Annotated in this window: 12 protein-coding genes; 5 read left to right on the top strand and 7 right to left on the bottom strand. The window is 70.8% G+C overall.

Annotated elements, in window-relative coordinates:
- Positions 1 to 23: 23 nt before the first annotated feature.
- The 4 genes from rplS to B9Y95_RS03500 all read right to left on the bottom strand — a co-directional run bounded on the left by rplS (position 24) and on the right by B9Y95_RS03500 (position 3075).
- Positions 24 to 371, bottom strand: coding sequence for a 50S ribosomal protein L19 (gene rplS / locus B9Y95_RS03515; protein ID WP_056006851.1), 348 nt, complete (start codon positions 369 to 371; stop codon positions 24 to 26).
- A gap of 186 nt (positions 372 to 557) precedes the next feature.
- Positions 558 to 1088 carry a hypothetical protein gene (locus B9Y95_RS03510; RefSeq protein ID WP_085510631.1) on the bottom strand — a complete coding sequence of 177 codons (531 nt, stop codon included), beginning with the start codon at positions 1086 to 1088 and terminating at the stop codon, positions 558 to 560.
- A gap of 77 nt (positions 1089 to 1165) precedes the next feature.
- The gene (locus tag B9Y95_RS03505; RefSeq protein WP_085510630.1) at positions 1166 to 1825 is read right to left on the bottom strand and encodes a LuxR C-terminal-related transcriptional regulator; all 660 of its coding nucleotides are present in this window, start codon (positions 1823 to 1825) and stop codon (positions 1166 to 1168) included.
- Positions 1822 to 3075 (bottom strand): ATP-binding protein, encoded by a 1254-nt coding sequence (locus tag B9Y95_RS03500; RefSeq protein WP_085511044.1) that lies wholly within the window; start codon positions 3073 to 3075, stop codon positions 1822 to 1824. The genes B9Y95_RS03505 and B9Y95_RS03500 overlap by 4 nt, the downstream gene beginning before the upstream one ends.
- A gap of 112 nt (positions 3076 to 3187) precedes the next feature.
- Between B9Y95_RS03500 and B9Y95_RS03495 the strand changes: the two genes are divergently transcribed.
- On the top strand, positions 3188 to 4693 hold the full coding sequence (locus tag B9Y95_RS03495; RefSeq protein WP_159453324.1) for a PspC domain-containing protein: 1506 nt from the start codon (positions 3188 to 3190) through the stop codon (positions 4691 to 4693).
- Complete coding sequence (locus B9Y95_RS03490; protein ID WP_085510628.1) at positions 4690 to 5073, top strand: hypothetical protein; 384 nt, start codon at positions 4690 to 4692, stop codon at positions 5071 to 5073. Before B9Y95_RS03495 ends, B9Y95_RS03490 begins: the two co-directional genes overlap by 4 nt.
- A 29-nt stretch (positions 5074 to 5102) precedes the next feature.
- On the opposite strand, the gene trmD is transcribed toward B9Y95_RS03490, so the two are convergent.
- Genes trmD through nirD form a run of 3 tightly spaced genes read right to left on the bottom strand, consistent with a single transcriptional unit; the run spans position 5103 to position 6986 of the window.
- Complete coding sequence (gene trmD / locus B9Y95_RS03485) at positions 5103 to 5810, bottom strand: tRNA (guanosine(37)-N1)-methyltransferase TrmD (protein ID WP_085510627.1); 708 nt, start codon at positions 5808 to 5810, stop codon at positions 5103 to 5105.
- Positions 5811 to 5856: 46 nt separating this feature from the next.
- Complete coding sequence (locus B9Y95_RS03480; protein ID WP_085510626.1) at positions 5857 to 6615, bottom strand: sirohydrochlorin chelatase; 759 nt, start codon at positions 6613 to 6615, stop codon at positions 5857 to 5859.
- Positions 6612 to 6986 (bottom strand): nitrite reductase small subunit NirD, encoded by a 375-nt coding sequence (gene nirD / locus B9Y95_RS03475; protein WP_079705654.1) that lies wholly within the window; start codon positions 6984 to 6986, stop codon positions 6612 to 6614. Before nirD ends, B9Y95_RS03480 begins: the two co-directional genes overlap by 4 nt.
- Positions 6987 to 7191: 205 nt before the next feature.
- Between nirD and nirB the strand changes: the two genes are divergently transcribed.
- From nirB to B9Y95_RS03465, 3 genes are read left to right on the top strand one after another with little or no spacing between them, the layout of a single operon-like run.
- On the top strand, positions 7192 to 9795 hold the full coding sequence (nirB, locus tag B9Y95_RS03470; RefSeq protein ID WP_412458813.1) for a nitrite reductase large subunit NirB: 2604 nt from the start codon (positions 7192 to 7194) through the stop codon (positions 9793 to 9795).
- Entirely contained in the window at positions 9796 to 10575 is a 780-nt protein-coding gene (cobA, locus tag B9Y95_RS20250; RefSeq protein WP_123539703.1) for a uroporphyrinogen-III C-methyltransferase, read from the top strand.
- Positions 10572 to 11735 carry a uroporphyrinogen-III synthase gene (locus B9Y95_RS03465; protein WP_085510625.1) on the top strand — a complete coding sequence of 388 codons (1164 nt, stop codon included), beginning with the start codon at positions 10572 to 10574 and terminating at the stop codon, positions 11733 to 11735. Before cobA ends, B9Y95_RS03465 begins: the two co-directional genes overlap by 4 nt.
- Positions 11736 to 11902: the final 167 nt, after the last annotated feature.

Here is an 11902-nt window from a genome sequence, read left to right as displayed (position 1 = left end):
GCGGAGAGCGACCGGGAGGACGACTAGTTGTCGCGCTTCTCCTTGATCTTCGCCTTCTTGCCACGGAGCTCGCGGAGGTAGTACAGCTTCGCGCGACGGACGTCACCGCGGGTGACGACCTCGATGTGGTCGATGTTCGGGGAGTGGACCGGGAAGGTGCGCTCGACGCCGACCTGGTAGCTCACCTTGCGGACGGTGAAGGTCTCGCGGACACCCTCGTTGGAGCGGCCGATGACGACACCCTGGAAGACCTGGATACGGGACTTGTTGCCCTCGATGATGTTCACGTGCACCTTGACGTTGTCGCCGGCGCGGAAGTCGGGGATGTCCGACTTGAGGGATGCTGCATCGACTGAGTCGAGAATGTGCATGATGATTCCATCTCTGCGACCGCCACAGGTCGACCGCTGAATACGTTCGGAAGGAAGGGTGTGCCCGATGCCGGCGTTCCCCTGTGGCAGAACTGCGGAGGCACAAACAGCAATTGTGTCATGAAAGGGCCTCGGATGGGAAACCGGGCCCCGGACGGCGAAGGTGACGGCGGTGGATGCGACCGCTCAGCGGCGCTCGTCGGGCTTCGACTCCTCGATCACGATGAACTCGCCGCCGTCGATCGGACCGGGATCGAACCGTGGCTGCGGCGGGATCGCCGATCCGGGGACCGTGCCGGGCCCGGCCGCAGCGGCCATGCGCTCGAATTCGGCCATCGTCTCCCGGGCGCGGCGTGCCGTCTCGGAGATGAGTTGCGCGATGACGCCCCAGAAGGCGGCGAGGCTTGCGACGACGCCGAGGACCGCCCACAGTGCGACGCCCGAGCTGAACGAGCCGAAGCAGATGATCGTGACGTGCCAGAGCGTGAGCAGGCCGGCGTCCATCCACGACACGAGCTTCGTCGTCCGGACGCTGGCCCTGGCGGAGATGAGGAACGCGATCGCGGCGAGCGCGATGGCGAGGATCGGCATGGCGATGAAGAGCCCGAAGAGGCTCCAGCCGCTCTCACCGAAGAGTCCCCATCCGACGAACGGCCAGGCGGGCAGCACGAAGATCGCGGCGAATCGCCAGTAGTAGAACGCCCGACGGATGATCATGTCTCTCAGGCTACCGCCGGGCTCCTGAGCGCGCGCTGGTCGTTCGCTGTCGGCCGATGTCGGTTCCGGCCCGCGCGTCAGAGGAGCTTGCGCTGCAGCGCCCAGGCGGCGAGTTCGTGGCGCGAGGACAGCTGCAGCTTGCGCAGCACGCTCGACACGTGGGTCTCCACGGTCTTCACGGAGATGAACAGCTCCGTCGCGACCTCCTTGTAGGCATAACCACGGGCGATGAGGCGCATGACCTCCTGCTCACGGGCGGACAGCCGGTCGAGCTCGTCGACGGACTCCGCCGTCTCCCCCGTCACGGCTCCGAAGGCGTCCAGGACGAATCCCGCGAGCCGGGGCGAGAAGACCGCGTCGCCGTCGTCGACCCGCCGTGCGGCCTCCGCGACCTCGGCCCCCGAGGAGCTCTTCGTGATGTAGCCGCGCGCACCGGCCCTGATCACCCGGACGACGTCCTCGGCGGCGTCCGAGACGCTGAGCGCGAGGAACCGGGTGGCGGGCGCGGTCGACACCGACCCGGCGATCACGTCCGCACCACCGCCACCGGTGCCGCCCGGCAGGTGGACGTCGAGCAGCACGACCTGCGGACGCGTCTCCCCGATCACCCGGATCGCCTCCTCCACGTCGCCGGCCTCCCCCAGCACCTCGATGCCGGAATCGAGTTCGCTGCGCAGGCCGGAACGGAAGATCGAGTGGTCGTCGACGATCACGACGGTCAGTGGTCGGTCGCTCATGGTCGGCTCCTCGGAACGGTCGGGACGGTGTCGGGCGGCGGCGCAGTCGGGGCGGCGTCGTGGACGGGCAGGACGAGACGGACCTCGGTTCCTCGCCCGCCGGGCCCCGAACGGATGGTCGCCTCGCCACCGATGCGCTGCATCCGGCCGATGATCGACTCCCGCACCCCGAGGCGGTCCCGCGGGACCTGTTCCAGGTCGAAGCCGGGGCCGCGGTCGGAGATCGACACCTCGATCCGCTGCGGTGCCGTCTCCAGGTAGACGGAGACGTCGCCGCCGGCGTGACGTGCCGCGTTGAGCACGGCCTCCCGTGCGGCGGCGAGGAGCGGCTCCGGGGCGTCGTCGATCGCACGCCCGACCGCGACGACGTCGACGCGCACCGCGTGATCGGCCTCCACCGCGGCCGCGAGGGTCCGCAGCTCGGTCGCGAGGTCGCCCGTCGGAGCGGTCCCGCCGGAGAAGAGCCAGTTCCGCAGCTCGCGCTCCTGCGCCCGCGCGAGACGGGACGCCTCACTCCCCGGACCGGCCTGCTGCTGGATGAGCGCGAGCGTCTGGAGCACGGAGTCGTGCAGGTGCGCTGCGATCTCGGCGCGGTCGGCCTCGCGCATCCGCGCGGCGCGCTCGTCGGCGAGGTCGCGGTTGAGCTGGAGCGCCCAGGGGGCGATGACCACGGCGACCCCGAGGAGCACGGCGATCGCGGCGACGATGACCGTCCACATGTTCGGGCGGTCACCGGTGACGAAGAACAGGAGGATGCCGAGGACGACGAGGACGAGCGCTCCGAGCACGCGGATCAGGAGGGCACGTGAGCCCTCACCGCGACCACGCTCGCCGAACTGCCGCCACGCGAGTGCGGCTCCCGCGAGGACGACGATGACGGGGATGACGGCCTCGAGTGGGATGTCCAGCCCGGTCCGGGTCGCGATCAGCGCGGTCCCGGCCGCGAGCAGGGCGATCCCGAGCAGCACCTCCGTGATCGGCGCGCGACGGGGGCCGTCGAGGTCGCCTCCGTCATCGGTCGAGGCCGGCCGGAGCAGGTGCTCCCGAGGATCGAGCGGTGCGTCCGCGCCCTGCGTCGGCGTCATGACCCACAGCCACACGTAGAGGAGCAGGCCCGCTCCGCCGCAGCACGCGAGGATGACCGTCGCCGTCCGCACCGCGGCGACGGGGAGACCGGTGTGCTCGGCGAAGCCGGCGCACACACCGCCGAGCAGGCGGCGCCTCGGCCGGATCATCACCTCGGTTCCCATGGAGCCATCCAAGCAGTTCGGGGTGCGGTCGGCACCCTGGGACGGCAGGATCAGGGTGCACTCAGGGTCATGCCGGATGGGTGCGACCCGAACGCTTCGCCAGAATCGGACCATGACGAACCACAGCACGCCGCCCACCGGAGCAGAACCGGGGGCACCCGCCCCGCAGGATCCGACGACCCGCTTCTTCGACTGGTGGCGGTCCACCGGTCTCCGTCGCTCGAGCGACTCGTGGCTCGGCGGTGTCGCCGGGGGTGTCGCGGCCCGACTCGGCCTCGATCCGATGATCGTGCGCGGAGCCCTCATCGTCATCGCGATCCTGGGCGGGCCGGTCCTCTTCGTCTACGCCGCGGGCTGGGCACTCATCCCTGACCAGCAGGGTCGGATCCACCTCGAGCGTGCGATCCGGGGCGTCTTCGACCCGGCGATCGTCGCGATCGGCATCCTCGCGGTCCTCACCGCCGTGCCGTTCATGCGCGGCCTCTGGTGGGACGGCGTGCCGCATGCGTGGAACCTCCCGGGGTGGCTGGAGTCGACCATGACCGCCGGCTGGGTGATCGCCCTGGTCGCCGCAGCGGTCTGGCTGATCGTGATGTTCTCCCGCCGCGACCCTGGACGGGCGGCCCCGCCTGAGACACCACCGCAGCGCGACCCGTGGACCAGCGACGCCTCGATCCCGAAGCCGACGGCACCATCGCCCACGGCCTCCCCCTCGGGCCCTGCCGGCCCGGCCCCGGCCTCCCACGGTGCCGCGAACCCGGTGTCGCTCGCGAAGGTCGACGGTTCGCCAGGTGATGCGGGCGCGACCGTCCCGCTCCCTGGAACCACCACCGCCACCGCGTGGGACGGGGCTCCGAGCCGGCAGCGCGGCTGGACGAGCCAGGAGTTCCGGGACGAGATGAGCCGCCAGCGAGCCGAGCAGCAGGCCGAGCGCGAGACGAAGACTCGAGAGCGTCGTGCGCAGCACCCTGGAGCGGCCTTCGTGGCGATCACCCTCGGGCTGGCGCTGCTCGCCGGTGCCGGCGCGGCCGTCATCGCGGCGAGCGCCGGGTTCTCGGTTCCGGTCGTCGTGGTCATCGGGCTCGCCGCAGCGCTCGGCGCGCTCGCCGTCGCGACGATCGTCGCTGGCATCAGCGGACGGGAGAGCGGCTGGCTCGGGCTCTTCACGTGGGCTGCCGTGATCTCCCTGCTCGCCACCGGGGTGTTCCCACTCGGATCCTCCTTCCTGCCGGTCGGACGCACGACCTGGACCGTGACGTCGACGGATGCGGACGACCGACGCGGCTACGTGATGATCGCCGGCCAACCAACACTCGACCTCGGCGAACTCGCCGACGACGACGCGTTGCGCGGTGGAACGATCGACGTGTGGATCCTCGCGGGCGAGGTCGACGTGCTCATCCCCGAGGACGTGCCGGTGATCGTCGAGTTCTCAGCGATCGCGGGCACCCTGGAAACGGGACGCGATGGTCGGGACCGGACGGACCGACGCGGCGGAGCCCTCTTCCAGGATGAGGCACGGTACGGGCGTACGGCGTCAGGAGACACGACGCGGGTACGGGTGTGGACGGTCGCCGGCAGCGCCGTCGTGACCGAGGAAGCGGAGGCGGGACGATGAGCGAACAGGACGACCGGACCGGAGCGACGAGCATGTCGTCCCCAGCCGACGCGGCGACGGGATCGGCTCCGTCGGAGGCCGATCAGACGGCCACCACGGAGTCGACCAGAGCGCAGCCGGCCACAGCGCAGCCGAACACTGCACACACGGCGGATGAACCGAGGACCAATGCCGGCCCGAAGGATCGAGGCGGTCGACCACCGCGCTTCGGCACGATCCTCTGGGGCGTGCTCCTGCTCGTCTTCGCCGGCGCCATGCTCGTCACCAATCTCACCGAGGTGCGCATCGACCCCCTGGGGTGGATCACCGGGGCGATCATCGCGACCGGGGCCGTCCTCGTCATCGCCGGCATCGCCGCCGCCCTGCGGCGTCGACCCTGACAGCCGTCACGCACAGGACCCCTGCGCGCTCAGGCGTCCGGCTCGTCGGCGGGCAGCAGATCCGGGCGGACCTCGCGGGTCCGCTCGATCTGCTGCTGACGACGCCACGTGGCGATCGCGCCGTGGTTGCCGCTCAGGAGCACCGGCGGCACCGGGAGTCCTCGCCACTCGGCAGGCTTCGTGTAACTCGGGTACTCGAGCAGCCCGTCTTCGTGTGACTCCTCGACGAGACTCTCGGGGTTGCCGACGACCCCCGGGACGAGCCGACCGATCGCCTCGATCATCGCCATCACCGCGACCTCTCCCCCGTTGAGGACGTAGTCGCCGAGGCTCACCAGCCGGACCCGCGCTCGGCTGGCCGTGTGGTCGAAGACGCGGTGGTCGATGCCCTCGTACCGGCCGCAGCCGAACACGAGGTGCGGCTCGGCCGCGAGCTCGCGGGCCATGGCCTGCGTGAACACCTCACCCGCCGGAGACGGGAAGATGACCAGCGGCTCCTCCTCGGTGTCGTCACCGAGGATGCCGTCGAGCGCCTCACCCCAGGGCTCCGGCTTCATGACCATGCCGGCTCCCCCGCCGTACGGGGTGTCGTCGACGGTGCGGTGACGGTCGTGCGTCGAATCCCGCAGGTCGTGTACGTCCAACTCGATGAGCCCGCTCTGCTTCGCCTTGCCGAGCAGCGAGAGGTCCAGGGCATCGAAGAAGGTCGGGAAGATCGTGACGATGTCGATGCGCATGAGGAGCAGTCTATTCGCGCGACGGTCGTCGTCCCGGTCGCGCCGGTCAGCCCGACAGTCCGGCCGAAGCCTCCTCGTAGCGGTCGACCACGAGGTCGACGATGCCGGGATCAGGAACCTCTCCGAGGTGCAGGAGCGGTGGCGTCACGAGGTCCGCTCCCGCCTCCTCGAGCAGCCGCGCGAAGTAGCCGGGCGCCAGCAGGTAGGTGGCGATGATGACCCGTCCTCGCGGTCGGCTCGTTCGGGCCGCCGCCACCGCGTCGGGCACCGACGGCTGAGCTGCGGAGACGAACGCCGTCTCGACCGGCACCCGCAGTCGCGACTCCAGTCGACGTCCCATGTCGACGCAGTCGGCGACGGCCCTGGCGTCGGTGGACCCGGCCGCTCCGAGCACGATCCGATCGTCTGGCGTCACGTGCAGCGCCTCCAGTCGCCTGGCGAGGACCGCCACGAGGCGGTCGTCCGGTCCCATCGCCCGCCCGAGTGCCGTCGGCCGATCCGTCGCCTCGAGGTCCTCGACGAGGTCGACGTGGACGTGGAACCCCGCGGACAGGAGCAACGGCACGACCACCGCGGGCCGCTCGGGCTCGATCGAACCGAGGGTGGCCGGGACGTCGGGCTGCTGGACGTCGACGAAGCCGCCGGCGACGTGGAGGTCGGCACGCGATCGTCCGACGGCGTCGACGAGCGCGGCGACGGAGGCCTGTCCGATCGGGCAACTCGTCCCGTGGGACACGGCCAGGAGCGCCGGACTCGTCCGCGTGCGCGTCTGCGGGCGGCGCGCCGCGGTCTCGAGCAGGGTCATGCGTCCTCCCCCAGCTCGATCTCCACGAACCCACCCACGATGCGGGTGCGGAATGTCTGGAGGAAGAGGTTCGGGTCGGTGAAGCACTCACCCGTGCCGAGGTCGTACACCTGCTTGTGCAGCGGTGACGCGATCGTCGGTCGCTCCCCTCGGGAACCGACGATGCCGCGAGCCATCACCGGCGCGGCCGTGTGCGGGTCCCGATGGTCGACGGCGTAGACCTCGTCGGCCCCGATACGGAACACCGCGATCTGCCGGGCGCGGAGCAACGCCACCTCGCCCCAGGAGAGCTCGAGGTCGTCGATGGCGCAGACGCGTCGCCACTCGGCGAGCGCCGTCCGCCCGGTGTGCTCCTGCATCGTGATGCTCATCGTCGGCCTCCTGGTCGTGCGTCGGAGCACCGACGCTACGGGCGGGGTGTTTCGTCGGATCACCCGTGACGTTTCGGTGGGGTGAAACCGACCTCACATCCGCCCGGGCGTCGTGTGCGGTCCTGGACGCGTTCGGGACACATGCGGGCAACGGTCCGGAAACGCCGCGTCAGTACGCTCGCTGGAACACGAGCCGAGGGGGCCCATGATGATCGATCCCACCGCAGGAGATCTGCCGCGTCGCATCGTCGTGGTCGGCGGCGGCCCGGCCGCGCACCGTCTGGTCGATGCCCTGCACAGTCGCGACGCCGGGCGCACCATGCACATCACGGTCGTCTGCGAGGAGCTCCACCGTCCCTACGATCGTGTGGCGCTGAGCAAGCGTCTCGACGATGCGGCGATCGACCTCACGCTCGCGCCGACGGGCGTCTGGGACGAGCAGCACGTGTCGCTCCTGCTGGGCGAACGCGCCGAACGGATCGACCGCGAGGCCCGGACGGTGCACACCTCCCTGGGGCGGGTCGTCTCGTACGACGAGCTGGTCCTGGCGACCGGCTCCTCGGCCCCGGTGCCCGAGATCGACGGTTCGGAACACGCCCTCGTCTACCGGACGATCGACGACGTGGACCTGCTGGTGTCGGAGATCGAGCGCATCGGCGCCCTGAGAGGTCGTCCCGCCCGGGTGATCGTCGCCGGCGGTGGGTTGCTCGGGCTCGAGGCTGCCGGTGGTGCGGCACGGCTCGGTGCCGAGGCGAGCGTCGTGCACTCCGGGTCGTGGCTCATGTCCGCCCAGCTGGACGAGGGAGCCGGTCGAGCCCTCGGGCGCATCATCGGCGGCCAGGGCATCGGTCTGCACCTGGGGACGAGGCCACGGTCGATCCTCGTGGACGAGCCGGGCGGTGTCTCGGGCGTGAAGTTCTCGAGCGGCCAGCAGGTCGACGTCGACATCGTGGTGTTCGCCATCGGGATCCGCGCCAGGGACGAGCTGGCCCGCGATGCCGGGATCGAGCTCGGTGACCGCGGCGGTGTCGTGATCGGGACCGACTGCAGGACGTCCGCGCCTGGTGTCTGGGCCATCGGCGAGGTCGCCTGCTTCGACGGTCGATGCACCGGCCTCGTCGCGCCGGCGAACGCGATGGCCGAGGTCGTGGCGGACCGGCTGCTCGGTGGCGAAGCGGAGTTCACGACCGTCGACGACGCCACGAAACTCAAGCTGTCCGGTGTCGACGTCGCGAGTTTCGGCGACGCACTCGCGCGCACGGAGCAGAGTCTCGAGATCGTGTACGCGGACCCGGCACGCGGGCTGTACCAGAAGCTCGTCATGACGGACGACGCCAAGACCCTCCTGGGCGGGGTCTTCGTCGGCGACGCCTCGCCCTACGCCTCGCTGCGTCCGCTCCTCGGCGCTGAGCTGTCGAGTGAGCCGGCCGCCTACCTGTCGGCCTCAGGGATCGAGGCACCGGCCGGGGACGAGCTCCCCGACGCAGCGCTCGTCTGCGCATGCAACGCCGTCACCGCGGGGACCGTCCGAGACGCTATCGCAGGCGTGCACGGCGAGGCGTGCACCGAACTGGGAGCGCTCAAGACCTGCTCCCGCGCCGGGACCCAGTGCGGCTCCTGTGTCCCGCTCGTGAAGAAGATCCTCGAGACGGAGCTGACCAAGTCCGGCATCGCCGTCTCGCGGGCGCTCTGCGAACACTTCGAGCTGTCCCGGCAGGAGCTCTTCGAGACCATCCGGGTGCTCGGCCTCACCTCCTTCGACGAGATCCTCGCGCGCTACGGCACCGGACGCGGCTGCGACGTGTGCAAGCCGGTGGTCGGTTCCATCCTGGCCAGCCAGCAGGGTGGGTACATCCTCGACGGCGGTCGGGGGACGCTGCAGGACACGAACGACCGGGCGCTCGCGAACATGCAGAAGGACGGCACCTACTCGGTGGTCCCTCGGATCCCCGGTGGCGAGATCACGCCGCAGAAGCTCGCGGTGATCGCGCAGGTCGCCACCGACTACGGGCTGTACACGAAGATCACGGGCGGTCAACGCATCGACCTGTTCGGCGCGCGCCTCGAACAGCTGCCCGACATCTGGCGCATCCTCGTCGACGCCGGTTTCGAGTCCGGACAGGCGTACGGGAAGTCGCTCCGCAACGTGAAGAGCTGTGTCGGCTCCAGCTGGTGCCGCTTCGGCGTGCAGGACTCCGTGGGTATGGCGGTCCACCTCGAACTCCGGTACCGCGGCCTCCGGGCACCGCACAAGTTCAAGTTCGGGGTCTCCGGGTGCGCGCGCGAGTGCGCCGAAGCACGTGGCAAGGATGTGGGGATCATCGCCACCGAGCAGGGCTGGAACCTGTACGTCGGCGGCAACGGCGGGTTCCAGCCGACCCACGCGCAGCTCCTCGCCGGAGACCTCGACGACGAGACGCTCATCCGGTACATCGACCGCTACCTCATGTACTACATCCGGACGGCGGATCGACTGCAGCGCACCGCCAGGTGGATGGAGGACCTCGACGGCGGACTCGACCACGTGCGGGAGGTCGTCGTCGAGGACTCGCTCGGACTCGCCGCCGAACTCGAACAGGCCATGGCCGCCCATGTGGACGGGTATGAGGACGAGTGGGCGGCGACCCTCGCCGACCCGGAGCGCCTCCGCCGGTTCCGGTCCTTCGTCAACGAGCCGGGCGACGCCGAACCGCGACTCGCGCGGGTCGCGGAGCGAGGCCAGTACCGGCCCGCGACGACGGAGGAGATCGAGCGCGGCGAGGCCGTCTATCTCGCAGGGCCTACCATTCCAGTGAGGGAAGGGGCGTAGATGTCTGGTCCAGGCAGGGTCACGCTCGTCGGCGGCGGACCGGGCGATCCCGCGCTGCTGACCGTCGCCGCCGTCGAGGCCCTCCGCGACGCGGACGTGGTCCTCTACGACCGGCTCGCGCCCCACGACACCCTCCCCGAGCTCGCCCCGAACGCGCTCCTCGTCGACGTCGGCAAGCGCCCCGGCCATCACCCGATCGGCCAGGACGGCATCGAGACGGTCATGGTGCAGCACGCGCTCGACGGCGCGGCGGTCGTCCGCCTCAAGGGAGGCGACCCGTACGTCTTCGGGCGCGGCAGCGAGGAAGTCCTGGCCTGCCACCGCGCGGGCGTCCCCGTCCGCGTGATCCCGGGCGTCTCGAGTTCCGTCGCCGTGCCCGCGGCGGCAGGCATCCCCCTCACCCACCGGAACCTGAGTCACCTCTTCACCGTCGTCAGCGGTCACGCGCCGCTCTCCGACGAGGAACACCGTCACCTCGCCGGACTGGGCGGGACGATCGTCGTCCTCATGGGCGTCGGCACGCTGCCCTCCATCTCCCACGGGCTCCTCAGCTCGGGGCTCGCCGCCGACACCCCCGTCGCGATCATCGAGCGCGGCTACAGCGAGACCCAGCGCACCACCGTGGCCGACCTCGGGACGATCCTCCACGTCGCCGCGGCCGCCGGTGTGCGGTCACCGGCGGTCATCGTGATCGGCCACGTCGTCGCCTTCGCCTTCGACGGTGACGCCGAGGCCTCGGAACTGTTGGCGCGAGCCGAACGTCTGGGGGCATCGGCGTGACCGACACCACCCCGCCGGCCGCTGACGCCGGCCCGGACGTCACGACCCCGGTTCCGGGATTCCGCGCGGACCAGCTCGAGGGCTTCCGGATCGGCGTGACGAGCGACCGTCGATCGCAGGACCTCATCGACGCCTTCGAGCGGCGCGGCGCCACCGTCGTGCACGCACCGACGCTGCGGATCGCACACGCACAGCACGACGAACCGCTCATCGACGACACCCGCGACATCATCGCCGCACGCCCCGACGTCCTGCTCGCCACGACCTCGTACGGCATCCGGCGGTGGTTCGAGGTCGCGGACGCCGCGGGACTCGGCGACGAACTCCTCGAAGCGCTCGCCGAGACGGCCATCCTCGTCCGCGGGCCCAAGGCACGCGGCGCCATCCGAGCAGCCGGTCTGAACGACGTGGGCATGAGCGACCGCGAGACCACCGCCTCCCTCGTCGACAAGGTCGTCGCCGACTACCCGGCCGGTCTTCGCGTCGCCGTCCAGCTCCACGGGTACACCGACGAGCGCCAGCTCGAACGCCTCCGTGACGTCCACCAGGAGGTGCACACGGTCGCCCCGTACCGGTGGACGGACCCCGACGCGACCGACGAGCGCGTGCGGCGACTCGTCGAGGCGATCGTGAGCGGCTCGCTCGACGCGGTCACCTTCACGAGCGCCCCATCGGTCGTCGCCCTGTTCACGGCCGCGGAAGCACTCGGTCAGGAGGACGCCGTCGTCGACGCCTTCCGTCGCGACGTGCTGTGCGCGGCCGTCGGACCGGTCACGGCGGCGCCATTGCTCGCTCAGGACATCGAGCCCATCGTCCCCGAGCGGTTCCGCATGGGGGCGCTCATCCGGCTGCTGTGCGAACACCTCGAGCAGCACGCGATCCTCCGAGCCGAGACCCTGCACGGCCCGATCGCCATCCGTGGCGCCATCGTGGAACTGCCCGGGTCCAGGGTCCGGCTCCCCCCGAACTCCCTCGCGCTCCTTCGCGCCCTCGTCCGCGCGAACGGAGCCGTCCTCTCGCGCTCCGCACTGGCCGACGCGCTGCCCGCAGCCGCGGACCACCACGCGCTCGAAGTGCAGATGAGCCGCCTCCGCCAGACGCTCGGCGTCCCCGGACTCATCAACACGATCGTCAAGCGCGGCTACCGCCTCGACGTCTGACGGCGGCCGATCCGGCCCATGGACCGCGCGTGGTCATCCGCCTCACCGGGGTGACACGTGCCTGTGAGCAGGCGGTGATCCAGGTGTTACCTCGCGGGTGGGGCCCCGAAACACGGCGTCGGTAGCTTCGGAGACAGCACACGTCCCGTCCCGCTTCACCGAACGCT

It is taken from the genome of Plantibacter flavus, from assembly GCF_900177615.1.
Classification (GTDB): domain Bacteria; phylum Actinomycetota; class Actinomycetes; order Actinomycetales; family Microbacteriaceae; genus Plantibacter; species Plantibacter flavus.
This window is presented reverse-complemented; position numbering and strand designations above follow the sequence as displayed.

What these genes read in the sequence shown, in the direction of transcription:
- rplS (WP_056006851.1), bottom strand. Translation starts at nt 371, where the DNA reads ATGCACATTCTCGACTCAGTCGATGCAGCATCCCTCAAGTCGGACATC.
- B9Y95_RS03510 (WP_085510631.1), bottom strand. Translation starts at nt 1,088, where the DNA reads ATGATCATCCGTCGGGCGTTCTACTACTGGCGATTCGCCGCGATCTTC.
- B9Y95_RS03505 (WP_085510630.1), bottom strand. Translation starts at nt 1,825, where the DNA reads ATGAGCGACCGACCACTGACCGTCGTGATCGTCGACGACCACTCGATC.
- B9Y95_RS03500 (WP_085511044.1), bottom strand. Translation starts at nt 3,075, where the DNA reads ATGGGAACCGAGGTGATGATCCGGCCGAGGCGCCGCCTGCTCGGCGGT.
- B9Y95_RS03495 (WP_159453324.1), top strand. Translation starts at nt 3,188, where the DNA reads ATGACGAACCACAGCACGCCGCCCACCGGAGCAGAACCGGGGGCACCC.
- B9Y95_RS03490 (WP_085510628.1), top strand. Translation starts at nt 4,690, where the DNA reads ATGAGCGAACAGGACGACCGGACCGGAGCGACGAGCATGTCGTCCCCA.
- trmD (WP_085510627.1), bottom strand. Translation starts at nt 5,810, where the DNA reads ATGCGCATCGACATCGTCACGATCTTCCCGACCTTCTTCGATGCCCTG.
- B9Y95_RS03480 (WP_085510626.1), bottom strand. Translation starts at nt 6,615, where the DNA reads ATGACCCTGCTCGAGACCGCGGCGCGCCGCCCGCAGACGCGCACGCGG.
- nirD (WP_079705654.1), bottom strand. Translation starts at nt 6,986, where the DNA reads ATGAGCATCACGATGCAGGAGCACACCGGGCGGACGGCGCTCGCCGAG.
- nirB (WP_412458813.1), top strand. Translation starts at nt 7,192, where the DNA reads ATGATGATCGATCCCACCGCAGGAGATCTGCCGCGTCGCATCGTCGTG.
- cobA (WP_123539703.1), top strand. Translation starts at nt 9,796, where the DNA reads ATGTCTGGTCCAGGCAGGGTCACGCTCGTCGGCGGCGGACCGGGCGAT.